Annotated in this window: 24 protein-coding genes; 8 read left to right on the forward strand and 16 right to left on the reverse strand. The window is 65.2% G+C overall.

Annotated features, from left to right (window positions below; translation table 11 throughout):
* The first annotated feature begins 1 nt into the window (after window position 1).
* On the forward strand, window positions 2-343 hold the full coding sequence (locus tag IEX41_RS21945) for a 2Fe-2S iron-sulfur cluster-binding protein (RefSeq protein WP_373285659.1): 342 nt from the start codon (window positions 2-4) through the stop codon (window positions 341-343).
* Window positions 344-551: 208 nt separating this feature from the next.
* Here IEX41_RS21945 and IEX41_RS17370 read toward each other — a convergent pair whose 3' ends face one another.
* Together IEX41_RS17370 and IEX41_RS17375 are read right to left on the reverse strand one after the other, a co-directional pair.
* Window positions 552-755 (reverse strand): CsbD family protein, encoded by a 204-nt coding sequence (locus IEX41_RS17370; RefSeq protein WP_188791586.1) that lies wholly within the window; start codon window positions 753-755, stop codon window positions 552-554.
* Window positions 756-876: 121 nt separating this feature from the next.
* Entirely contained in the window at window positions 877-1,638 is a 762-nt protein-coding gene (locus IEX41_RS17375) for an NAD kinase (RefSeq protein ID WP_188791587.1), read from the reverse strand.
* 185 nt (window positions 1,639-1,823) lie between these two features.
* On the opposite strand from IEX41_RS17375, the gene glyA reads away from it, so the two are divergent.
* Window positions 1,824-3,119, forward strand: coding sequence for a serine hydroxymethyltransferase (gene glyA, locus IEX41_RS17380; RefSeq protein ID WP_188791588.1), 1,296 nt, complete (start codon window positions 1,824-1,826; stop codon window positions 3,117-3,119).
* Window positions 3,120-3,524: 405 nt separating this feature from the next.
* A complete protein-coding gene (locus IEX41_RS17385) occupies window positions 3,525-5,162 on the forward strand; it encodes an MFS transporter (protein ID WP_373285660.1) in 1,638 nt (545 codons plus the stop codon).
* A 60-nt stretch (window positions 5,163-5,222) separates the two neighbouring features.
* Here IEX41_RS17385 and IEX41_RS17390 read toward each other — a convergent pair whose 3' ends face one another.
* Window positions 5,223-5,876: a redoxin domain-containing protein gene (locus tag IEX41_RS17390; RefSeq protein ID WP_188791589.1), complete on the reverse strand. Its 654-nt coding sequence runs from the start codon at window positions 5,874-5,876 to the stop codon at window positions 5,223-5,225.
* A gap of 179 nt (window positions 5,877-6,055) precedes the next feature.
* Here IEX41_RS17390 and IEX41_RS17395 point away from each other — a divergent pair, with 179 nt between their 5' ends.
* Window positions 6,056-7,495, forward strand: coding sequence for an aldehyde dehydrogenase family protein (locus tag IEX41_RS17395; protein WP_188791590.1), 1,440 nt, complete (start codon window positions 6,056-6,058; stop codon window positions 7,493-7,495).
* Window positions 7,496-8,162: 667 nt separating this feature from the next.
* Here the strand turns inward: IEX41_RS17395 and IEX41_RS17400 are convergent.
* Both IEX41_RS17400 and msrC read right to left on the reverse strand, forming a co-directional pair.
* Window positions 8,163-8,810: a pseudouridine synthase gene (locus tag IEX41_RS17400; RefSeq protein ID WP_188791591.1), complete on the reverse strand. Its 648-nt coding sequence runs from the start codon at window positions 8,808-8,810 to the stop codon at window positions 8,163-8,165.
* 24 nt (window positions 8,811-8,834) lie between these two features.
* Entirely contained in the window at window positions 8,835-9,299 is a 465-nt protein-coding gene (gene msrC / locus IEX41_RS17405; RefSeq protein ID WP_188791592.1) for a free L-methionine (R)-S-oxide reductase MsrC, read from the reverse strand.
* 114 nt (window positions 9,300-9,413) lie between these two features.
* Between msrC and IEX41_RS17410 the strand changes: the two genes are divergently transcribed.
* Window positions 9,414-10,415 carry a P1 family peptidase gene (locus tag IEX41_RS17410; protein ID WP_188791700.1) on the forward strand — a complete coding sequence of 334 codons (1,002 nt, stop codon included), beginning with the start codon at window positions 9,414-9,416 and terminating at the stop codon, window positions 10,413-10,415.
* Here the strand turns inward: IEX41_RS17410 and hisB are convergent.
* On the reverse strand, window positions 10,412-10,999 hold the full coding sequence (gene hisB / locus IEX41_RS17415) for an imidazoleglycerol-phosphate dehydratase HisB (protein WP_188791593.1): 588 nt from the start codon (window positions 10,997-10,999) through the stop codon (window positions 10,412-10,414). The two genes, IEX41_RS17410 and hisB, sit on opposite strands and share 4 nt — an antisense overlap.
* A 177-nt stretch (window positions 11,000-11,176) precedes the next feature.
* On the opposite strand from hisB, the gene IEX41_RS17420 reads away from it, so the two are divergent.
* A complete protein-coding gene (locus IEX41_RS17420) occupies window positions 11,177-11,416 on the forward strand; it encodes an Lrp/AsnC family transcriptional regulator (RefSeq protein WP_188791594.1) in 240 nt (79 codons plus the stop codon).
* A 60-nt stretch (window positions 11,417-11,476) separates the two neighbouring features.
* Here the strand turns inward: IEX41_RS17420 and ruvB are convergent, their stop codons facing one another.
* From ruvB to ruvC, 4 genes are read right to left on the reverse strand one after another with little or no spacing between them, the layout of a single operon-like run.
* Complete coding sequence (gene ruvB / locus IEX41_RS17425; protein WP_188791701.1) at window positions 11,477-12,517, reverse strand: Holliday junction branch migration DNA helicase RuvB; 1,041 nt, start codon at window positions 12,515-12,517, stop codon at window positions 11,477-11,479.
* An 8-nt stretch (window positions 12,518-12,525) separates the two neighbouring features.
* The gene (locus tag IEX41_RS17430; protein WP_188791595.1) at window positions 12,526-13,407 is read right to left on the reverse strand and encodes a GIY-YIG nuclease family protein; all 882 of its coding nucleotides are present in this window, start codon (window positions 13,405-13,407) and stop codon (window positions 12,526-12,528) included.
* Window positions 13,408-13,411: 4 nt separating this feature from the next.
* Window positions 13,412-14,086 carry a Holliday junction branch migration protein RuvA gene (ruvA, locus tag IEX41_RS17435; protein WP_188791596.1) on the reverse strand — a complete coding sequence of 225 codons (675 nt, stop codon included), beginning with the start codon at window positions 14,084-14,086 and terminating at the stop codon, window positions 13,412-13,414.
* A complete protein-coding gene (gene ruvC / locus IEX41_RS17440; RefSeq protein ID WP_188791597.1) occupies window positions 14,083-14,571 on the reverse strand; it encodes a crossover junction endodeoxyribonuclease RuvC in 489 nt (162 codons plus the stop codon). Before ruvC ends, ruvA begins: the two co-directional genes overlap by 4 nt.
* A gap of 331 nt (window positions 14,572-14,902) precedes the next feature.
* On the opposite strand from ruvC, the gene IEX41_RS17445 reads away from it, so the two are divergent.
* The gene (locus IEX41_RS17445; protein ID WP_188791598.1) at window positions 14,903-15,190 is read left to right on the forward strand and encodes a DUF1127 domain-containing protein; all 288 of its coding nucleotides are present in this window, start codon (window positions 14,903-14,905) and stop codon (window positions 15,188-15,190) included.
* Window positions 15,191-15,346: 156 nt separating this feature from the next.
* Here IEX41_RS17445 and IEX41_RS17450 read toward each other — a convergent pair whose 3' ends face one another.
* From IEX41_RS17450 to IEX41_RS17475, 6 genes are all read right to left on the reverse strand, one after another.
* A complete protein-coding gene (locus tag IEX41_RS17450; protein WP_188791599.1) occupies window positions 15,347-15,694 on the reverse strand; it encodes a hypothetical protein in 348 nt (115 codons plus the stop codon).
* A 102-nt stretch (window positions 15,695-15,796) separates the two neighbouring features.
* Window positions 15,797-16,675, reverse strand: coding sequence for a 50S ribosomal protein L11 methyltransferase (locus tag IEX41_RS17455; RefSeq protein ID WP_188791600.1), 879 nt, complete (start codon window positions 16,673-16,675; stop codon window positions 15,797-15,799).
* A 68-nt stretch (window positions 16,676-16,743) separates the two neighbouring features.
* Window positions 16,744-17,187 carry a MaoC family dehydratase gene (locus tag IEX41_RS17460; protein ID WP_188791601.1) on the reverse strand — a complete coding sequence of 148 codons (444 nt, stop codon included), beginning with the start codon at window positions 17,185-17,187 and terminating at the stop codon, window positions 16,744-16,746.
* Between the two features lie 147 nt (window positions 17,188-17,334).
* Window positions 17,335-18,207 carry a TIGR01459 family HAD-type hydrolase gene (locus IEX41_RS17465; protein ID WP_188791602.1) on the reverse strand — a complete coding sequence of 291 codons (873 nt, stop codon included), beginning with the start codon at window positions 18,205-18,207 and terminating at the stop codon, window positions 17,335-17,337.
* A 62-nt stretch (window positions 18,208-18,269) separates the two neighbouring features.
* Window positions 18,270-19,142: an aldose 1-epimerase family protein gene (locus tag IEX41_RS17470; protein ID WP_188791603.1), complete on the reverse strand. Its 873-nt coding sequence runs from the start codon at window positions 19,140-19,142 to the stop codon at window positions 18,270-18,272.
* A 214-nt stretch (window positions 19,143-19,356) separates the two neighbouring features.
* Window positions 19,357-20,277 (reverse strand): manganese-dependent inorganic pyrophosphatase, encoded by a 921-nt coding sequence (locus IEX41_RS17475; RefSeq protein WP_188791604.1) that lies wholly within the window; start codon window positions 20,275-20,277, stop codon window positions 19,357-19,359.
* A gap of 178 nt (window positions 20,278-20,455) precedes the next feature.
* On the opposite strand from IEX41_RS17475, the gene IEX41_RS17480 reads away from it, so the two are divergent.
* Complete coding sequence (locus IEX41_RS17480; protein ID WP_188791605.1) at window positions 20,456-20,653, forward strand: DUF3072 domain-containing protein; 198 nt, start codon at window positions 20,456-20,458, stop codon at window positions 20,651-20,653.
* The last annotated feature ends 35 nt before the right edge of the window (window positions 20,654-20,688 follow it).

Genomic DNA, 20,688 nt, shown 5'->3' on the forward strand with positions numbered 1-20,688 from the left:
GGTGCTGTCCTGTCTCACGCTTGCGGTCATGCATGACGGTGACGAGGTGCATACAATCGAGGGCATCGGTCTGCCGGGCAACCTTGATGCGATGCAACGCGCCTTCGTGGACAACGATGGTTTCAAGTGCGGATATTGCACGCCGGGGCAGGTCGCCTCGGCCAAGGCGGTGGTCGAGGAGATCCGCGCCAACATCCCCTCGCAGGTGACCGGCGATCTGACCGCCACCATCGCCTTCACCGAGGCCGAGATCCGCGAGCGCATGTCCGGCAACATCTGCCGCTGCGGTGCCTACGCCAACATCCTTGCAGCAATCACCGAGGTGGCCGAGCAGCAAACCTGACCATGCGACATGGCTCCCCCGGCCAGTCCGCCGCGGTGCTGTCCCGTTGCCTGTAGCAAGCAAGAGCGTCCGACTACATTGCAGGTAAATCGCAGCGTTCAGGGCATATCATACCCCCAGACACACGAAGGCCCCGGGGAGGGAACCCGGGGCCGGTACGTGCATAAGCCTGATGTGCGGTCAGGCTGGTCTTGTCAGGCTCTATGCATCAAGCGGAATGCTTGTTGTAGAACTCATCAACTTCGCGCTCGGCCTGATCTTTTTCAATGCCGTAGCGTTCCTGCACGACACCGATCAGCTTGTCACGGTTGCCTTCGGCGCGGTCAAGGTCATCGTCGGTGAGCTTGCCCCACTGGACCTTGGCGTCGCCCTTCAGTTGTTTCCATTTGCCTTCGATAACATCCCAGTTCATCGGAATCTCCTTTCGTCAGGCTTGTCCCGCATTGTCGCGGGGTTCGGAAAGAGAACCCGCTCGGCCCGGCTCGGGTTCCATCCGCCCTGACGTATTCGGCAATCCGAACTTGTCTGGATCGTCAGACGAACTGTTCGCGGATCAGCCGTTCCTCGAGGCCATGGCCGGGGTCGAACAGTACGCTGTGGGAAATCGACGGTTCTGAGCGGACGTCGACGCGGACCACATCGCGCACGGACTGGCTGTCAGCCTCGGCCATCACCGGGCGTTTGCCCGGATCGAGCACCTCGAAGGTAACCTCGGCGGGCTTGGGCAGCAGCGCCCCGCGCCAGCGTCGCGGGCGGAAGGCCGCGACGGCGGTGAGGGCCAGCACCTCGGCCCCGATGGGCAGGATAGGGCCGTGGGCCGAGTAGTTGTAGGCGGTGGAGCCGGCGGGGGTGGCCAGCAGCGCGCCGTCGCAGACCAGTTCCGGCATGCGCAGCTTGCCATCCACATGGATTGCCAGCCGCGCCGCCTGCGGTCCTGCACGCAAGAGCGATACCTCGTTGATCGCCAGTGCCACGTGGGTCGTGCCGTCGCTGCGGTGTGCGCGCATGGAAAGCGGGTTGATCATCGCGCGTTCGGCAGCCCCCAGCCGCTCCTCAAGCGCATGTTCCGAGTATTCGTTCATGAGGAAACCAACGGTGCCGCGGTTCATACCGTACACCGGCACGGCCAGCGCCTCGGTGCGGTGGAGGGTGTGCAGCATGAAGCCGTCGCCCCCCAGCGCCACGATGACGTCGGCGCCCTCTTCGGCGTGGTTGCCGTAGCGGCGGGTCAGCCCGGCGAGCGCGGCCTGCGCGATGGGCGCGTTCGAGGCGCAGAAGGCGATTTTGAGAGACATGGTTTCCTGCGGCTGGCGGTGTTTCCCCCACGGGGCGGGACGTTCCGAAACAAGCACAAGTTTTCCCGTACCGCCAGACATGCCGCGGCATCGGGTCAATATGACGCTTTGGATACTTTGCCCCGGCGGCGGTTTCTTATACTCAGGCGCCACATGACGAATCCTTGACACCGGAGACCTGCCTCATGACCGCCACGCCCAGCGACGACGGCTTCTTCACCCAAGAGCTTTCCGACCGCGACCCCGAGCTCTTTGCCTCGATCACCGGCGAGCTCGGCCGCCAGCGCGACGAGATCGAGCTGATCGCCTCCGAGAACATCGTATCCCGCGCCGTGATGCAGGCGCAGGGGTCGGTGATGACCAACAAATATGCCGAAGGTTACCCGGGCAAGCGCTATTACGGCGGCTGCGACTGGGTGGACGTGGCCGAAAACCTTGCCATCGACCGCGCCAAGCAGCTCTTCGGCTGCGAGTTCGCCAACGTGCAGCCGAACTCCGGCTCCCAGGCGAACCAGGGCGTGTTCACCGCGCTGCTGCAGCCGGGTGACACCATCCTCGGCATGTCGCTCGACGCGGGCGGCCACCTGACCCACGGCGCCAAGCCGAACCAGTCGGGCAAGTGGTTCAACGCCGTGCAATACGGCGTGCGCAAGCAGGACAACCTGCTCGATTACGACGAGGTCGCGGCGCTGGCGAAAGAACACCAGCCCAAGCTCATCATCGCCGGCGGCTCGGCCATTCCGCGCCAGATCGACTTTGCCAAGATGCGCGAGATCGCGGATTCCGTTGGTGCCTACCTGCACGTGGACATGGCGCACTTTGCCGGTCTCGTGGCGGCGGGCGAACATCCCTCGCCGTTCCCGCACGCGCATGTGGCGACCACCACCACCCACAAGACCCTGCGCGGTCCGCGTGGCGGCATGATCCTCACCAATGACGAGGCGCTGGCCAAGAAGTTCAACTCGGCCATCTTCCCCGGCATCCAGGGCGGCCCGCTGATGCATGTCATCGCCGGCAAGGCCGTGGCCTTCGGCGAGGCGCTGCGCCCCGAGTTCAAGGGCTACATCAAGAACGTGGTGGCCAACGCGCAGGCGCTGTCCGACCAGCTCATAAAGGGCGGGCTCGACACCGTGACTCACGGCACCGACACCCACGTGGTACTGGTCGACCTGCGCCCCAAGGGTGTGAAGGGCAACGCCACCGAGAAGGCGCTCGGCCGGGCGCACATCACCTGCAACAAGAACGGTGTGCCGTTCGATCCGGAAAAGCCGACGGTGACCAGCGGCATCCGCCTTGGGTCGCCCGCAGGCACCACCCGTGGGTTCGGTGAGGCAGAGTTCCGCCAGATTGCCGACTGGATCATCGAAGTGGTCGATGGGCTCGCGGCCAATGGCGAAGAAGGCAATGCCGAGGTCGAGGAAAAGGTGCGCGGTGAAGTCACCGAGTTCCTCAAGCGTTTCCCGATCTACCCGACGCTGTAAATTTCAGGAGCTGATGTTCCAAGAGGCGCCGGTGCGGATCGCGCCGGCCCCTTTTTCGTGTGGTTTTTTGGGTGCGGCTGCTTTTGGCGTTTTTTGCAGCCCTTTGCGGTGTGCTGTCGAAGAACTGCGCACCGGGCGCGCTGCGCGCGGCGGGGGCTCTGCCCCCGGCCCCCCGGGATATTTCAGGTCAAAGGAAGCGGGGGGGCGGCGCGGTATCGCGGGGCGCTTTTTTCAGATTGCGGGCCTGCGCGGTGGTCGGGCGTTCTGGGGGTGTCTGCTCATTGCACGCGATGCGGAGCGCGGGCAGACGAGTGCCTGCGGGGCAGGGGCTTGACGCTGGCGGGACCTGTGCCAGTGTGAGGCAAGGCCCGCGGTCCGGCGGTTGCCGAAGCTCCGGATCCTTCCATGCCCATGTCTGCCTCCAGTTCCTCGTCCTCGAACCCGTTGTCGGTGTTGCGCATTCCCGCGTTCCGCAACCGCTGGGGCGCCTCGCTCGTGTCCAACCTCGGCACGCTGGTGCAGTCCGTGGGGGCGGGCTGGATGATGACGCAGATTTCCGACAGCGACGCCATGGTGGGCCTCGTGCAGGGGGCGGTGACCGTGCCTACCATGTTGTTCGCGGTCTTCGCGGGTACGCTTGCCGATAGCCACGACCGGCGGATCGTGATGATCGGGGCGCAGCTGTTCATGATGGCCTCGGCGGTGCTTCTGACGGTGCTGGCCTGGGTGGGGCTGATGACGCCGTGGCTGCTCGTGGGCCTGACCTTCCTGATCGGCACCGGATCGACCTTCTTCAACCCGTCCTGGCAGGCGTCCATGGGGGACATCGTGCCGCGGTCCGAGCTGCCTTCGGCGGTGGCGCTAAATTCCATGGGATTCAACGCCATGCGCTCGGTCGGGCCGGCGATCGGCGGGATCATCGTCGCCGTGGCGGGGGCGGCGGCAGCCTTTGCGCTGAACGCGGTAAGCTACGTGGCGATGATCATCGCGCTGTGGCTTTGGAAGGCGCCGCTGCCAGACCGCAGCCTGCCGCGCGAGCCGCTGCGCCTCGCGGTGCAGTCTGGGCTACGCTACGTTGCCATGTCGCCGAACCTCGTCAACGTGATGGGGCGGGCATTCCTGTTCGGCCTTGGCGCAGTCGCGGTGCTGTCGCTGCTGCCTGTGGTGGCCCATGAGCGGCTGGGCGGCGATGCCACCACCTACGGCATCCTGCTGGGGTGTTTCGGGGTCGGGGCCATCTTTGGCGCCTTCTTCAACGCCAAGCTGCGCGCGGCCATGGACAACGAGCATATCTGCCGCGCTGCCGCCTTCGCTGGAGGAGGGGCGACCTTGCTGCTGGCCTTTGCGCCGGTGATCTGGCTGTGCCTGCCGGCGCTGCTGGTGGCGGGGGCCTCTTGGGTCATCGCGCTGTCGCTGTTCAACGTGACGGTGCAGCTGTCAACCCCGCGCTGGGTGGTGGGCCGGGCCATTGCGCTGTACCAGTCGGCCAGCTTCGGGGGCATGGCGCTTGGCAGCTGGCTCTGGGGGGCGGTGTCGGATGGGCAGACGCTCGCCATTGCGCTGGGAGGCGCGGCGGTGACGCTGGTGCTTGCGGGGCTGGTGGGACTGCATCGTCCCTTGCCGGAATACGGCAGCCTCGATCTGTCGCCGCTGGGCCTGTTCCGCGAGCCGATGCTGCGGCTTGATATCCAGCCGCGCAGCGGGCCCGTGGTGGTCGAGATCTCATACGAGATCGATCCCGCCGACGTGGACGCTTTCCTTGAGGTGATGGCCGAACGGCGGCGGGTGCGCATCCGCGACGGGGCGCAGAACTGGGTTCTCATGCGCGATTTGGAAAGCCCCCGGATCTGGCAGGAGACCTACCACGTGCCGACTTGGGTCGAGTACATCCGCCACAACACGCGGCGCACGGTGGCCGATCGCGAGAGCCTCGAGCGACTTCAGGGGCTGCACCGAGGGGCCGAGCCGCCTAAGGCGCGGCGGATGATCGAGAGGCATTCGCTGGCCCGGGGACGCGGCGGGGTCTACCGGTTCGACATCTGAGCTGAGCGAATGAAAAAGGCCCGCCATGAGGGGCGGGCCTTCGTGGTTCTGGCAGCTGGATTATGCCGGGTCTTTCGCAAAGCGCAGGTAGGGAAGCTTAATGTCCAGCTCACCGTATTTCTCGGCGGCGGCGGCATCGTCCAGCGACAGGGCGACGATCACGTCCTGGCCCGTTTCCCAGTTGGCGGGCGTGGCAAGCGGCGCGCCGTAGGTCTTCTGCAGGCCGTCTAGGGCGCGCAGCACCTCGGCGAAGTTGCGGCCGACGGACATCGGGTAGGTCATCATCAGCTGCACCTTCTTGTTCGGCGCCACGATGAAGACCGAGCGCACGGTGGCGCTGTCGGCAGGGGTGCGGCCGTCGGGCAGGTAGGCGTCGGCGGGCAGCATGTCGAGCGCCTTGGCGACCTCGAGCCCGTCATCGGCGATGATCGGGAAACCGGCCTTGGCACCGGCGACGGTCTCGATGTCGCCCTTCCATTTCTCGTGCTCGGCCACGCCGTCCACCGAAATGCCCATCACCTTGGTGCCGCGCTTGGCCCATTCATCGGCCAGCTGCGCGACGGCACCGAATTCGGTGGTGCAGACGGGGGTGAAATCCTTGGGGTGCGAGAACAGGATTGCCCAGCTGTCTCCGATCCAGTCGTGCAGATCGTATTCGCCAAGGTCGGTCTTGACGTGAAGGTTCGGAATTTCGTCGTTGATGCGCAGTGCCATGTCGGTTGCTCCCTTTTCCGGTGCATGAAGATCGGCTGCCTTCTTAGGTACAATCAGAATCCACGATGTAAAGAGGCGGCTTGCGGGGCAGGGGGCGTGGTGCCAGAGTGTCAACGAGATCGGGAATTTGATCAAATCCCCGCAGATCCCAATCCGAACCCTCTTGCAGGAGCGAAGACATGATCGAGAAACGCCAGTTCTACATCGACGGAGCTTGGGTCGACGCGGCCACCGCCCGCGACCACGAGGTCATCAACCCGGCCACTGAAGAGCCCTGCGCCGTCATATCCCTCGGCGATCAGGCGGACACTGACGCTGCCGTGGCCGCCGCCTCGCGCGCGCTGCCGGGCTGGATGGCGACCCCGGCGGCCGAGCGCATCGCGCTGGTCGAAAAGCTGCTGGCCGTCTACAAGCGCCGCGCCGAGGAGATGGCCCAGGCCATGACCCTCGAGATGGGGGCGCCCATTGCGCTGTCGCGGTCGAGCCAGGTCGGCGCGGGGCTGTTTCACCTGCAGAACTTCATTGACGCCGCCAAGGGGTTTTCGTTCGAAGAGCCGTTCTCGGACGCCCATCCCGACACCCGGATGATCCACGAGGCGGTGGGGGTCTGCGCGCTCATCACGCCATGGAACTGGCCGATGAACCAAGTGACACTGAAGGTCGGCGCCGCCGCAATCGCGGGCTGCACCATGGTGCTGAAGCCGTCCGAGGAATCGCCGCTCTCGGCGATGCTGTTTGCCGAGTTCATGGACGAGGCGGGCTTCCCCAAGGGGGTGTTCAACCTCGTGAACGGCGATGGCGTTGGGGTCGGCACCCAGCTGTCGGCGCATGAGGACGTGGACATGGTGAGCTTCACCGGTTCCACCCGCGCGGGCCGGCTGATCTCCAAGACCGCGGCCGAGACGCTCAAGCGTGTGCACCTCGAGCTTGGGGGCAAGGGCGCGAACCTGATCTTCGCCGATGCGGACGACGAGGCGGTGAAACGCGGCGTCGCTCACATGATGCAGAACTCAGGCCAGAGCTGCAACGCGCCCTCGCGCATGATGGTTGAGGCGGGGATCTATGATCGTGTGGTCGACGAGGCCACCGAGGTGGCAAAATCCACGAAGGTCGGTTCCCCTGCCGAGGACGGCCCGCATATCGGCCCGGTGGTGAACGCCGTACAATACGACAAGATCCAGGCGCTGATCGAAAAGGGCATCTCCGAGGGCGCCCGCCTTGTCGCGGGAGGCCCGGGCCGCCCCGAGGGCTTCAACAAGGGCTTCTACGTGCGCCCCACGGTCTTTGCCGACGTGACCCCCGACATGACCATCGCGAACGAAGAGATTTTCGGTCCGGTGCTGTCGATCATGAAGTTCGAGACCGAGGAAGAAGCCGTACGCGTGGCCAATGACACACCCTATGGCCTGACCAACTACGTGCAGTCCGGTGACACCGAGCGCCGTCACCGGCTCGCGCGGCAGCTTCGGTCGGGGATGGTCGAGATGAACGGCAAAAGCCGTGCGCCGGGTGCGCCCTTCGGTGGCATGAAACAGTCGGGCAATGGCCGCGAGGCGGGGATCCTCGGGATCCATGATTTCCTCGAGATCAAGGCTGTGAGCGGCTGGGCTGCGGAGTAAACTTCTTGAGGAGGGGGCGCCCGGAGTGCCCCCTCTTCGATCTTTCTGGCAAGGATCGGCTTTCGCGTATTTGGAAAGAGAAGAAGGGCAGGGAGGCACCCTTGCCGTCTTCTTTTCCCAAATACGTCTGCTTGATCGAGGTGCGCAGGGGGCCGGACTTTGGTGGGCAGGCGGTTGAGCGTCTTGGGGGGGCTGATTGCGTGGCGCAATCGTCGCGAGATCCGTTTCGGCTCTTGGCTGGAGATCAGCTCGAATAGCTTCCATTGTGAGGAAGATGTCGCTTGAGACGAGGCTACCTACGTCACAAGGGCTTGCTGAGCACCTGGGCACATTGACGACCTCGGTGGCCGGTCAAGCGCCGGGCATGGGCGCATCCAGGCGTGGCAATTACACTGCGGTCGGAAACTCTCATTAATCGTCAAGCGCAAGTCTGGCGGATGTAGATCAGATGTTGGGCGGCTGTGCTGCGCAGGCTGTGAGGAAGGGGGACAAATCAGGTGGGTGGATGGCGCAGCTGGTCCGGAACCCAAGTGTGCAGGCGCTGGCCGGGCTTGATGCAAAGGTTCAGGTGGCGGGCCGGCCGCCGGGCGGAGCTAGAGCCGGAGGCCGCAGGCCTGAATCAGCGGCCTGACTGGCGCGAGGCACGACCGCCGCGGCAGGCTGTTCGTCAGAAGGGAGCCTTGGCGCGGAATTTCTGGCTGAGGCCGCCGTCAGGGTGGTTCAGACGCAACTCTTCGGCATGGAGCATCATGCGCGGGTACTGGCCCGCGGTTTCGGGGCCGTAAAACGGATCTCCAAGGATCGGATGGCCAAGCGCCAGCATGTGCACCCGCAGCTGGTGGCTACGGCCTGTCTGAGGAAAGAGCCGCACGCGGCTTTCCTCGTCTGATGCCTTCACCACCTTGTAGTCGGTGATCGACGGCTTGCCGGTCTCATGGCAGACCATCTGCTTGGGCCGGTTTGGCCAGTCCACGATCAGCGGCAGATCCACCGTGCCGGTTTTCGACTCGAGCCGGCCGGCCACGCGGGCAATATAGGTCTTCTTGGTCTTGCGCGCCTCGAACTGTGCCCCGAGGTGGCGCTGCGCGTGGGCCGTCAGCCCAAAGACCATCACTCCCGACGTGTCCCGGTCCAAACGGTGCACGAGGCGCACCGTGGGGAAAGCCTTTTCCAGCCGGGTGAGCAGGCAATCCGCCAGTTCGGGTCCCTTGCCGGGCACGGACAGCAGGCCCGCGGGCTTGTCGACCACGAGAAGCTCGTGATCGGCGTGCAGGATGGGGATCTCGCCCATGGGTGGATTGTAGATGTCGCTCATGCGCCCCCTGTGCCGCAGGCGGCGCTAGCGCACAAGGTCCGGATGGCGGAAAACGCCGTCGACAATGGTTTGCAGCGCCTCGGCGTCCACTTGCGTGAAGGCATCGGGCCGGTCGCTGTCGATGTCGAGCACGGCGATCACCTCGCCCGCCGCATCGAACACCGGCAGCACCAGCTCCGAGCGGGTGGAGCTGGCGCAGGCGATGTGGCCGGGGAAGGCCTCCACGTCCGGGACCAGCTGAACCGTCGCGGTGCGGGCGCAGGCACCGCAGACACCGCGTGAGAAGGGAATGACGAGGCAGCCGTGGCCACCCTGATAGGGGCCGATCTTCAGCAGCTGCGGCGCGGTCACCCGGTAGAAGCCGGTCCAGTCGAAGCGCTCGTCCGCGTGATGGATCTCGCAGGCGAGGGTGGCCATGAGGGCGACCGCGTCGGTCTCGCCCTCGGTGAGCGCGGCAATGGTGCGGGCAAGGTCTGTGTAATCAGGCATGGTGGTCTCCGGTGTCGGGCAGAGGGTCGCATGACGGCGCGGGGATTGCATCCCCCATTGCATCCCCCCGGCGGCTGCCGGACAGTCAGAGCCAGCAGGACAGGAGACATGCCGATGCAGCCGGGGCCACTCAACCTCATCACCGATGTTCCCGGCCTGAAGGTCGGCAATGCGCAGGATGACGGCCTGAAATCCGGGGTCAGCGTCGTGACCAGTGATGCGCCGATGGTGGCCTCGGTCGCCGTCATGGGCGGCGCGCCCGGCACGCGCGAGACGGACCTTCTGGCGCCGGACAAGACCGCGCCGGGGGTGGATGCGCTGGTGCTGTCGGGCGGCAGCGCCTTCGGTCTCGCCGCGGCGCAGGGCGTCATGGACGCGCTGCACGGTGCGGGGCGTGGCTTCCAGGTGCTGTCCGCGCGGGTGCCCATCGTGCCCGCGGCGATCCTGTTCGACCTTCTGAACGGTGGGAACAAGGAGTGGACCGAGAACCCTTACCCCGTGCTAGGCCGCGCGGCGCTGGCGGCGGCGGGGACACGGTTCGAGCTGGGTACATACGGCGCAGGCACCGGGGCGCAGACGGCGCAGCACAAGGGCGGGCTTGGCTCGGCCAGCTTGCGGCTCGCCGATGGCATCACGGTGGGGGCGCTGGTGGCGGTGAACCCGATGGGCAGCCCCACGACCCCCTCGGGACGGCATTTCTGGGCGGCGCCCTTCGAGATCGGCGACGAATTCGGCGGCCTCGGGGTCGACCCGGCGGGCTATGCGCCGCTGCCCGAAAGCCGCAAGGTGCAGGCGATGGCGGGCCTCGGGAACACCACCATCGCCGTGGTCGCGACGAATGCAAGGCTCGACAAGGGGCAGTGTCACCGCACGGCGGTGGCGGCCCATGACGGCATGGGGCGGGCCATTGTCCCCGCCCATTCACCGATGGACGGGGATCTGGTCTTTGCGGCCTCCACCGGCGTGCAGGAGCTGGTCGCCCCGGCGATGCAGCTGGCCGAGATCGGCCATGCCGCCAGCGTCTGCCTTGCCCGCGCCATCGCACGCGCGGTCTGGGAGGCGACGCCCGCAGAGGGCGACACCCTGCCCACCCTGCGGCAGGAACTGGGGCGTTAGAGCGCGCCCTTCGTCGAGGGGATGTCGTCGCTCTTGCGGGGGTCGGGTTCGACCGCTTCGCGCAGGGCGCGGGCGACGGATTTGAACGCGGCCTCGGTGATGTGGTGCGAATTCACGCCGTGCAGCGCGTCGATGTGCAAGGTGATGCCGCCATGGGTCGACAGTGCCTGGAAGAACTCGCGCACCAGCTCGGTGTCGAAGCTGCCGATCTTTTCTGACGGCAGATCGACGTTCCATACGAGGAAGGGCCGCGCCGACAGGTCCAGCGCGCAGCGCACCAGTGCGTCATCCATGGCCAGCAGGCACGAGCCATAGCGCCGGATGCCGCGCTTGTCCCCAAGTGCTTTCACCAGCGCCTGACCAATGGCGATGCCGGTGTCCTCGACCGTGTGATGATCGTCGACGTGCAGATCGCCGTCCGCACGGATCGTCATGTCGATGAGCGAGTGGCGCGACAGCTGGTCGAGCATGTGGTCGAAGAAGCCCACGCCGGTCTGGTTGTCGTAGACACCGGTGCCGTCGAGGTCGACGGTGACCTCGATCCCGGTCTCGGCGGTCTTGCGGGTGATGGTGGCCTTGCGCATGGCGGTCTCCTGTCCGGGGCGGACCCGGGCTGATATCGGGCTGTACTGGGGCCGCGCCGAAGCGTTCCGGCGGCGGCGGTTTGGGGCCGCTTATAGGGCGCGCCGGGGCAGGGGCCAAGCGGCAGCTTGCGGCGGCGGGGCGGTTGTGCCAGCGTCCGCGCCAAAGGAGACTGCACCATGACCACCTGCGTATTCGTCCAGATCCGCTGTACCCCCGGCACCACCTACAAGGTCGCCGAGGACATTGCGCTGCGCGAGATCCATTCCGAGCTTTATTCCACGTCCGGCGAATGGGACCTTCTGGTCAAGCTCTACATCCCCGAAGGCAAAGACGTGGGCCATTACATCAACGAGCAGCTGGCCGACGTGCCAGGGATCGAGCGCACGCTCACCACGCTGACCTTCAAGGCGTTCTGAGCGCGCTCGGATTTCGGGTGCCCATAGCTTAGTCCGACGGGGCCTCGGGCGAACGGGGCCTCAGTCGAACAGCGTCGCCTGTCCCGGCCCGCTCGCCTGTCCCGGAGCCTTCGGGGCGGGCATCCCGAGATGATCCCAGGATCTCTGGGTGATCATCCGGCCGCGCGGCGTTCGCTGGATCAGGCCCTGTTGAAGCAGGTACGGCTCGATCACCTCCTCGATGGCATCACGGCTTTCCGACAGTGCGGCCGAGATCGTCTCGATCCCCACGGGGCCGCCGGCGTAATGCTCGGCGATCAGCCGCAGGTAACGCCGGTCGGCCCCGTCGAGTCCAAGCGCATCCACCCCCAGCCGCGTCAGCGCGCCATCGGCCAGCTCCTGCGTCACCACGCCGTTGCCCTCGACCACCGCGAAATCCACCACCCGGCGCAGGAGCCGCCCGGCGATCCGCGGTGTCCCGCGCGAGCGCTGCGCGATCTCGCGTGCGCCATCGGGCTCGGCCCGCACGCCGAGCTTTTCGGCGTTACGGGTGACGATGCTGTTGAGCTCCTCCACCGTGTAGAACTGCAGCCGCGTGGGGATGCCGAAACGGTCGCGCAGGGGGGTCGTCAGCAGGCCAAGCCGCGTGGTCGCGCCCACCAGCGTGAAGGGCTGAAGCTCGATCCGCACGGTGCGGGCGGCGGGGCCTTCGCCGATCACGAGGTCCAGCTCATAATCTTCCATCGCAGGGTAGAGGATTTCCTCGACCACCGGGTTGAGCCGGTGGATCTCGTCGATGAAGAGCACGTCATTGCGTTCGAGGTTGGTCAGGATTGCGGCCAGATCGCCCGCCTTGGCCAGCACCGGCCCCGAGGTCATGCGGAAGTTGACCCCAAGCTCGCGCGCCATGATCTGCGCCAGCGTCGTCTTGCCAAGGCCGGGGGGGCCGTGGAACAGCGTGTGGTCCATGGCTTCCTGGCGCTGCCGGGCCGAAGCGATGAACACCCGGAGGTTGGCCCGCGCCTCGGCTTGCCCCACGAAATCATCAAGCATCTGCGGACGCAGGGCGCGGCCTTCGTCTTCGGGCAGAGGGGCAGGGCGCAGGGTGGGATCGGGGTCCATGCTCATGGTCAGTTCTCGTTCAGGCCGTTGCGACGCGTATCGAGGCGGAGCTTCCAGCTATTTTCACATGCAACGACGTCTTCGACCAGTGCCGTTGGGGCCATGAGTTCGAGTATGGAGAAGCGGAACCGGGACGGATCGCGGGGCCGCAACTCCACAGGCACTCCAACATCTCCGGCAACATGTCGCTGCCAGCGTCCAAGCAGGTTCTCGGCACCATAGGCCGAGCCTACGTATCTTTGTCCGTCACTCTCGTCCACGATCAGATAGATTCCGCGCCAGTGGCGCAGGGTCGCAGCCCATTGTCGGGGAAGGGTTGTGATGTCGGATCGTGTCAGGCTGAGCTCGGTCCAGTCTGGCATTGGTGGCGCGACGTGAGCGTGTCTGCGCAACTCGCGCACCTGCAAGGGGGTCGTTTCGGCAAGGCGCATGTACGCCCGTCCACCGGGGTCGCGGCAGATGAGGCGCTTTTCCAAGTCGCTGAAACGCGCTAGGCGATTGAGGTCAAATCGCGTGCGGCCCACGAGGCGATCAACCCCTTGTTCGGCCGGTGCCAAGTGCCCATCGATACGCTCGCGCATCTCGCACAGCAATGGGTCCTCCTGCCACTCTTTCAACGACAGGACTGGCCCCGCCTCTCGGGAAAACATTCCCAGAAATATCGCATCGCCATCTGGAGCGGACAGGAATGACGCAAGGTAGGGCCTGGCCCGGAGTGTGGCCTCTGGACCAGGAGCATGCGTTGACTGGAACGCGTCGAAAAGGTCAGGCCGTTCTTCTGCGAGAATGGCGAGGGCCTTGCGCCGAACCGGATCATTGGACTTGTGAAGGCACAGCGCAACTTCGCCCTCAGGTAGGGCGTGAAGCCTGAGAAAATCCTGAAACAGCATGCACTCAGGACTTCGGTGCCAGCAGCTTGAGCGCCGCGCGGATGAGGCCCGAGGTGGTCGCCTCGGGCTCGTCGCCCACCGCCTGCGCCACGGCAGAGGCGGCATCCGAAGGGGAGTAGCCGAGGTTGGTCAGGGCCGACAGTGCTTCGGTCTGGGCGGGCACGGCCTGCGGGGCAGGGGCGGGCTTGGGCGTCTTGGGGGGCGCGGGAGTGGGCGCATCGTCGTCGATCACCACGTCCTCGGCGCTGGCGACGGGGCCTGCGCCCATGGCCATGACCGTGGGGGCCTTGTCCTTCAGTTCGTTGACCACGCGTTGCGCGGTCTTGGGGCCGATGCCCTTGGCGGCCTTGATGGCGTTCCAGTCTCCCAGCGCGATGGCGCGGCTGGTGCCGTCCGGCCCCAGCGCCCCGAGGATCGCAAGCGACGCCTTGGCGCCCACCCCCTGCACCGACAGCAGCAGGCGGAACCATTCCTTCTCCACAAGGCTGGGGAAGCCGAAAAGCTGCAGCAGATCCTCACGCACCAGAAGGTCCGTGAAGAGGGCCGTGGCCTCGCCCGCACGGGGCATGGACGCCAGCACCCGTTCAGAGCAGCAGACGACGTAGCCGACCCCGCGCACGTCGATCAGAACGTGATCCTCGGCCTTGTATTCGATGCGTCCGGCAATGCGTCCGATCATGCGGTAAGCCTCAGGTTGCGGCCACCCATGTGGCGGGAATGACAGATGGCGATGGCAAGGGCGTCGGCGGCATCGGGGCCGACGATGGAGACACCGGGAAGCTGCATCCGGACCATGTGGTCCACCTGCTTCTTGTCGGCGTGACCGACGCCCACCACGGTCTTCTTGACGGCGTTGGGGGCATATTCCCCGATCTCGAGCCCAAACTGGGCGGGCACGAGCAGAGCGATGCCCCGCGCCTGGCCTAGCTTCAGCGTACCGACCGCGTCCTTGTTGACGAAGGTCTGTTCGACCGCGGCACAGTCGGGCAGGTAGCGGTTGAACACCTCGGTCAGCTGGATGTGCAGGCTCAGAAGGCGCGGTGCAAGATCGCCGGTACCGGATTCGCAGACGCCGTTCGCCACATGCTTGAGACGGCTTCCGCTCGCCTCGATGACCCCCCAACCGAGTCGTCTCAGGCCCGGATCAATGCCCAGAATCCTCATGCCTGCCCTGCCTTTTTCCATTGTTCTTGCCTGCGGATAGCACGAAACGCGAACATCCGCCAAGGGGGCCGGTTCGGGCCGCCGGAAACTCGTTGCCGTAATGTCGCCTGCGGAGCGGGCAGAGGAGCTGTTTCGCGACACTCCCGTGTCGGAAACCGACACTTTTTGGCTCAATAATTAAGCTTAAAAATCAACGTTTTCCTAATTTTTGAGCCATGTGAAAACTGCATGGGACCCTTGCAGGAATACCGATTGCCCGAACATGCCCGTGTGACTATCTGCTCGCTTAGAAACAAGGCATTCTGAAAACTCTGACCAAGGACAATGACCCATGTCGGCATATGATTCCTATCGCGCCCAGAACGGTGCTGCCGGCCTGGCTGGCAACATCGGCTCTGTCCTCATCTCGGGCTTCGGCGCCGCCCCCGAACGCAGCGCGTCTGCGTCTGTCGTCATCGCGACCCAAATCGGTCGCTTCGTGACCACGGTCTTCGACACGATCGCGGAATGGAAAGAAGTTCGCGACACCCGCAAGGCCCTGTCGGGTCTGAGCGATCGCGAGCTTGACGATATCGGCCTGACCCGCGGCGACATCGAAGCAGTCGCTCGCGGCCACTGAGGCCCCCCCCAACACGCACGGCACGTAAAAGAACGGCCGCGTCTTCCAGATGGAAGGCGCGGCCTTTTTACGCGTTCAGGTACTCGTCAGACGTGTGCTCTACGGAGAACTGTGAGAGAGTAGAGAGCGGCCGATATCCCACGGCCAAGGGATTCTTCAGGTGATGTAACTGCCAAGCTGGGAGGCGATCCAGAACGTGGCGGGATCGGTGCTCATGACCCATGCACCCATTCGTTCCAAGAGAGTGCCATTGGAGAGGTGGTCCAGATGGGCTGCATAGTCTTCCAATCCGAGCTTTGCCACCAGCACTGCCTTGAAACAGAAGAACCCGATCGTGGCGAGCGCGAAGCCCTTCATCGACACGAAGGGAACGCGGCGGATCGGCTGATGCTCGATCGTGCCATTCTTCGGGTTCAAGCGGGTGACGTACCCCTGTGCCAGTTTGCTGTGTTTCGACGCCACCTTGCGCTGGCGCCGATCAAATTCTTCGTATGCCTTATCCATGGCGACCTCGTCACGACCGGCCCCCACCGGTTGAATCAAGCAGTGCCGACAAAATAGGGCGAATCTGAGGCGTTCGCCCTCACTTCACTTCAAATGCGGCCGTTAGAACGTTTTTCGCTGAAGTGTCAGTGTCACCCAGTCACCAATCTCATCCCGCTTAACAAGATTGATGCCGTTCTCGGCATAAACTTCGACTACTTCGTCCGCCTGACGGGTCAGGATTCCAGAGAGAATAGCGTAACCATCCGGGCTGATGTGCCGCGCCATGTCGGGGGCAAGGTCAATCAGGGGTTGCATGAGGATGTTGGCGAACACGAGGTCGAAAGGACCGCGTGCCGACAGCTCGGGATTGTCGAAACCGGCGGATTCATAGCAGGCGACCCGGCCTTCGAGGTTGTTCGCCCGCACATTCGCCTCGGCCACCTCCACGGCGACCTCGTCAATGTCAGCGACGACGACCTGTTCAGGCCAGATGCGGGCGGCGCCCATGCCAAGCACGGCGGTGCCGCAGCCGATGTCGGCAACTTTTCGTCCGACAAAGCCTTCCGTGGCCAGCCGGTCAAGCGCCCGCAGGCAGCCAAGGGTGGTGCCGTGGTGACCGGTGCCGAAGGCCATTGCGGCCTCGATCAGCAGGGGCTCGGCCCCTTCGGGGATCTTGTCCGCGTCATGGCTGCCGTAGACGAAGAACCGCCCAGCCTCGACCGGGGTCAGCTCGCGGCGCACCTTGTCGACCCAGTCCTGGTCAGGCACTTCGGAGATCACGAAGGGCGCGGCCGAGAAGGCGGTGGACAGAAGCGTCAGCTCGATGTCGTTCGGAGGCTCGATGAAATAGCCGCCGACCTCCCAGGTGCCTGAGCCGTCCTCGATCTCGAAGACGCCGACGCCCGTGGGTTCCGGTTCGAGGTCTTCCATGGCCTCGCCAAGGGCCTCGGCGGCATCCTTGGAGTCAAGCTTGGTAAAGGCGGTCCAGGTCCTGGGCATGTGGTGTCTCCGACAATGATCGCCGCCCGATACCCTGTTTCCCGCCCTTGGGAAAGGCTTTGCGGCCTTCAGTCGAACTTGCGCGACGGGGCAAGTACGCGGGCTTCGCCGGCCAGTACCTTCTTGCCGTCCACGGTGCAGACGCAATCCAGCGTCACGCGGCGCTTGGCGATGTCGATGTCCGTCACCGTCACTTCGGCAAGCACCGTGTCGCCGGGTCGGACGGGGCCGAGGAACTTCAGCGACTGGCCAAGGTAGATGCTGCCGTGGCCGGGCAGCTGTTCGCCGATGACCGCCGAGATCAGCCCGGCGGTAAGCATCCCGTGGGCGATGCGCCCCTCGAAAATGGTGTCGTGGGCATAGGCATCGTCAAGATGCACCGGGTTGCGGTCGGTCGAGACCTCGGCAAAGAGCTCAATATCGCGGTCGGTGACGGTTTTGCGCAGATGGCGCGTCATGCCCATCTCGATGTCTTCGATGCAGATCGTGCCGCGCGGGAAGTTGTCCAACATCTCAGCCTCCGTGAACGTCGGCCTGTGTCGGGCCGGTAATAAATCGCCATGCAGACATACATGATGCGTAATTTTATTACTTCGCGAGCGCAGAAAATCAAGAGGCGATGTGCCGGCTGCGACGAAAGTGCCGCAGCCGGGCGGGTTTCAGCGCAGGAAGCCGATGGAGAAGGTCGGGTTGATGCCTTCGCGGGCGATGTAGTCCACCAGCGCGGCCTCTTCGGGCTGCGTGGTCGTCTTTGTTTCTTCGGCGGCAAGGCCTCCGGTCACGAAGAGACAGTCGAGATCTTCGCCCATGGCGCCCTCGATGTCGGTCTTCGGGCCGTCCCCGATGGCAAGGATGCGCGGCGCGTCGAGGTCAGGCGCGACCTCCGCAAGGCGGCGGCGGGCCAGGTCGTAGATCGGCGGATGGGGCTTGCCGAAGTAGAGGCTTTCGCCCCCCATCTCGGTATAGAGTCTGGCCACCGCACCGGCGCACCATTCGCGCGCCTCGCCGCGGTCGACGATGATGTCAGGATTGGCACAGAGCAGCTTCAGGCCCTTCTGCTTGGCCAGCAGCAGTTGCGGGCGCAGCACCGACGGATCGGCCAGCGCATCGAAGGGGCCGGTGCAGACGATGCCGTTGGCCTCGTCGAGCGGCACGCGGGTGATCTGCGCCGGTGCGTCGATGAGCTTCATCGGTTCGAAGAAGGACAGCTCCGCGTCGGAGCCGATGAAGAAGATCCGGTCGCCCACGGCCCCTTCGAACATCGCGGCACGGGCGCTGTCGCCGGAGGTGGCGATGGTGTCCCATGCGTCGTCCGGCACGCCGAAGTGGCCGAGCTGCTTGTAGACTTCGGCGCGAGCACGGGGGGAATTGGTGACAAGAACCACCACGCCGCCGCCTGCGCGGTAGTCCTGAAGCGCTTTCACCGCATCGGGAAAGGCGGTGACGCCGTTGTGCAGGCAGCCCCACAGGTCGACGAACAGCGCGTCGTAGTCCTGCGAAATGTCGGAAAGGTTGGAAATGATCCGGGTCATGATGGCCTCAGTTGGATGCGTTTGCCCCTTGATATGGGGCGCGCGTCCTCGGGGCCACCCCTTCAGGCCCGCCAGGTGACGGACCAGCTGAAGCGGGCTGCGGTGCCGGGGGCAAGCGTCAGGGTGCCGGGCCGGTCGGTGATCTGGTGGCCGGCGTCCTTGCGCGCGGCCATGCCGTGCCACGGCTCCACACAGAGGAAGGGTGCGCCGGGCTTTTGCCACAGGGCGAGGTTGGGCAGGTTCTCGAAGGTGAACTGAAGGGCAGGGCCGGATTTGGGGCCGTAGCGCAGGCCATTGCCCGCTCCTTCGGGGAAGATCATCGCATCGGCTTCGAACTGATCGTGCGAGAGCATCAGGTCTCCGTTCGTGAAGGGCGAGGGCAGGCGGCTGTCGGGCAGCAGGCCGTCCTCGATCCGGGCCAGCACAGGCTCGGCGCCATTGTCGAGCGTGATGGCATGGGGCTGGTCTGCGGCGCCGGGCAGGGGCCATGCGAAGGCCGGGTGGAAGCCGAGGCCGAAGGGCATGGGATCGGTGCCGGTGTTGGTGACCTTCGTGGTGACCGAAAGCGTGGCTCCGTCCAGCGCGTGGGTCTGGGCCAGTTCGAAGGCGAAGGGGTAGACGGCGCGGGTCGCCTCGCTGTCGCGCAGGATGTGGCGGCAGGAGGTGGCAGTGGTGCCCGCAAGCTCGAATGCGGTGCGGCGGGCAAAGCCGTGCTGCGCCATGGGAGCCGTAAAGTCCCCTATGGCGATGCGGTCCTCGGGGGCGCGTCCGATGATGGGGAACAGCAGCGGAGACCGTCCTGTCCACCACTCGGCATCGCCGTTCCAGAGCAGTTCCGCGCCGTCGCCGGTCGTGAGGGTCTGCAGCTCGGCGCCCATGGGGGCGATGGTGGCGCTCAGGGCGTCGCTGGCGATGCGGACGGGGGAGGCGGTCATGGGCGGTGCCTTTCTGCGGCTTTCGGGGGCGGTGGCGCAGAGGGCGCACGGATTGCCAGAGTGGGCGCCTTTGGCGCGGCCGGATTTTTCGTACTTGGAAAGAGAAGAAGGCCGGGGTGCCGCATGGGCCGGCGGTCCGGCGCGGTATGTCAACGGAAAAGGGGCGCCCGGTGGTAGGCGCCCCTCTTGTTACAGTCGGTTCGGCGTTGCGCGATCAGACCGCGAGGTTCGGGATGATCTGCTTCTTGCGGCTCATGACGCCAGGCAGGACCACGGTGTCGCCCGAGACGGTCGCGCCGAAGCTCTTTTCCGCCACGCCCTTCACCAGCTCGTTCGGGACCAGCAGGGTGGCTTCTTCCTTGAGGATGTCCACCACGAAGAGCAGCACTTCGTCGACGCCGTCTTCGGCGGCCACGGTCTTGAAGGTCTCCATCAGGCTGTCCTTGCGGCCCAGCGGGATCTCGGGAGCGGTGGTTTCGAGGACAGAGACGCGGAACTTGGTGCCGCCGACTTCGTATTCCTTGCTGTCCATACGGATGAGCTCGGCGTCCGAGAAGGCAGACACATCGGACTTGGCAGCGAACATCTCGGCGGCGAAATCGGTGATGTTCAGGCCCAGATCGGCGGCGAGGCTTTCGGCCACTGCCTTGTCATGGTCGGTGGTGGTGGGCGAGCGGAACTCGAGCGTGTCCGACAGGATGCAGGTCAGGGCAGCGCCCTTGATTTCCTTCGGCATCTTGGCCGCGTCATCGCCCATGAGGTCGATCATGATGGTGGCGGTGCAGGCCAGCGGGCGCACGGTGATGTCGATGGGGCCCTTGGTTTCGAGCCCGCCAACCAGCTTGTGGTGGTCGATGATGCCCTGGATGTCCGCCGCGTTGATCGAGGCGGGCAGTTCCGCGGGGTTGTTGGTGTCGACGATGACCACCGGCGCGCCCTCGGCCACGTCCGAAATGATCTGCGGCTTGTCGAGGCCCCAGTGGGTCAGCATGAAGGCTGCCTCCGTGTTGGGCTCGCCGAGCAGGGCGGGCTGGGCCGCGACGCCCTTTACCTCGTTGAGGTACCACGACCAGATGATCGGGCTGCCGGTGCTGTCGGTGTCAGGGGATTTGTGGCCGAAAACCAGAGTGGTCATATCAGGAAAACTCCTAAGGCTGCGTGATGCAATTCGCAGGCGTTCTAGCCCTGCGGGATTGCCTTGTCACCCCATGAAGCAAGGTGCAACGGGCGGCTTGCGCGAGCGTTTCCGGTGCGGGAATGGAACATGCGCCGGGTGGAATGCGTTTGCAGGCCACACAGGAGGATATGATCGAATGACCACGCAGACGAGCAACCCCGCACAGATCGACGCCGCCCTCGATGTGCCCCCCGACCCTCGCGAGCCGATGACCGCCGTTCAGCAAGAGCGCCTGCGCGAACTGTCCGAGCGTGCTGGCGAAGAGACTGTCACCGATCTTACGGTGCAGGAGGCCGCGCAACGGATCGAGCTGCTTGAGGCGGTCGTCTACTGAGCCTCTGCCGCCTTTTCCGTTTACGGCTTGTTGCC

The organism is Salipiger pallidus (assembly GCF_014643635.1).
Taxonomy (GTDB): Bacteria; Pseudomonadota; Alphaproteobacteria; order Rhodobacterales; family Rhodobacteraceae; genus Salipiger; species Salipiger pallidus.

Bases quoted from the DNA above. Each gene is read 5' to 3' on its own strand.
- msrC (WP_188791592.1), bottom strand. From the start codon at position 9,299: ATGCCTGATTACACAGACCTTGCCCGCACCATTGCCGCGCTCACCGAG.
- IEX41_RS17460 (WP_188791601.1), bottom strand. From the start codon at position 17,187: ATGTTGGACAACTTCCCGCGCGGCACGATCTGCATCGAAGACATCGAG.
- IEX41_RS17400 (WP_188791591.1), bottom strand. From the start codon at position 8,810: ATGAGCGACATCTACAATCCACCCATGGGCGAGATCCCCATCCTGCAC.
- IEX41_RS17455 (WP_188791600.1), bottom strand. From the start codon at position 16,675: ATGCCCAGGACCTGGACCGCCTTTACCAAGCTTGACTCCAAGGATGCC.
- IEX41_RS17445 (WP_188791598.1), top strand. From the start codon at position 14,903: ATGTCGGCATATGATTCCTATCGCGCCCAGAACGGTGCTGCCGGCCTG.
- IEX41_RS17410 (WP_188791700.1), top strand. From the start codon at position 9,414: ATGCAGCCGGGGCCACTCAACCTCATCACCGATGTTCCCGGCCTGAAG.
- IEX41_RS17370 (WP_188791586.1), bottom strand. From the start codon at position 755: ATGAACTGGGATGTTATCGAAGGCAAATGGAAACAACTGAAGGGCGAC.
- IEX41_RS17475 (WP_188791604.1), bottom strand. From the start codon at position 20,277: ATGACCACTCTGGTTTTCGGCCACAAATCCCCTGACACCGACAGCACC.
- IEX41_RS17375 (WP_188791587.1), bottom strand. From the start codon at position 1,638: ATGTCTCTCAAAATCGCCTTCTGCGCCTCGAACGCGCCCATCGCGCAG.
- IEX41_RS17385 (WP_373285660.1), top strand. From the start codon at position 3,525: ATGCCCATGTCTGCCTCCAGTTCCTCGTCCTCGAACCCGTTGTCGGTG.
- hisB (WP_188791593.1), bottom strand. From the start codon at position 10,999: ATGCGCAAGGCCACCATCACCCGCAAGACCGCCGAGACCGGGATCGAG.
- glyA (WP_188791588.1), top strand. From the start codon at position 1,824: ATGACCGCCACGCCCAGCGACGACGGCTTCTTCACCCAAGAGCTTTCC.
- IEX41_RS17450 (WP_188791599.1), bottom strand. From the start codon at position 15,694: ATGGATAAGGCATACGAAGAATTTGATCGGCGCCAGCGCAAGGTGGCG.
- IEX41_RS17465 (WP_188791602.1), bottom strand. From the start codon at position 18,207: ATGACCCGGATCATTTCCAACCTTTCCGACATTTCGCAGGACTACGAC.
- ruvA (WP_188791596.1), bottom strand. From the start codon at position 14,086: ATGATCGGACGCATTGCCGGACGCATCGAATACAAGGCCGAGGATCAC.
- IEX41_RS17420 (WP_188791594.1), top strand. From the start codon at position 11,177: ATGACCACCTGCGTATTCGTCCAGATCCGCTGTACCCCCGGCACCACC.
- IEX41_RS17430 (WP_188791595.1), bottom strand. From the start codon at position 13,407: ATGCTGTTTCAGGATTTTCTCAGGCTTCACGCCCTACCTGAGGGCGAA.
- IEX41_RS17480 (WP_188791605.1), top strand. From the start codon at position 20,456: ATGACCACGCAGACGAGCAACCCCGCACAGATCGACGCCGCCCTCGAT.
- ruvB (WP_188791701.1), bottom strand. From the start codon at position 12,517: ATGGACCCCGATCCCACCCTGCGCCCTGCCCCTCTGCCCGAAGACGAA.
- IEX41_RS17395 (WP_188791590.1), top strand. From the start codon at position 6,056: ATGATCGAGAAACGCCAGTTCTACATCGACGGAGCTTGGGTCGACGCG.
- ruvC (WP_188791597.1), bottom strand. From the start codon at position 14,571: ATGAGGATTCTGGGCATTGATCCGGGCCTGAGACGACTCGGTTGGGGG.
- IEX41_RS17390 (WP_188791589.1), bottom strand. From the start codon at position 5,876: ATGGCACTGCGCATCAACGACGAAATTCCGAACCTTCACGTCAAGACC.
- IEX41_RS17470 (WP_188791603.1), bottom strand. From the start codon at position 19,142: ATGACCGCCTCCCCCGTCCGCATCGCCAGCGACGCCCTGAGCGCCACC.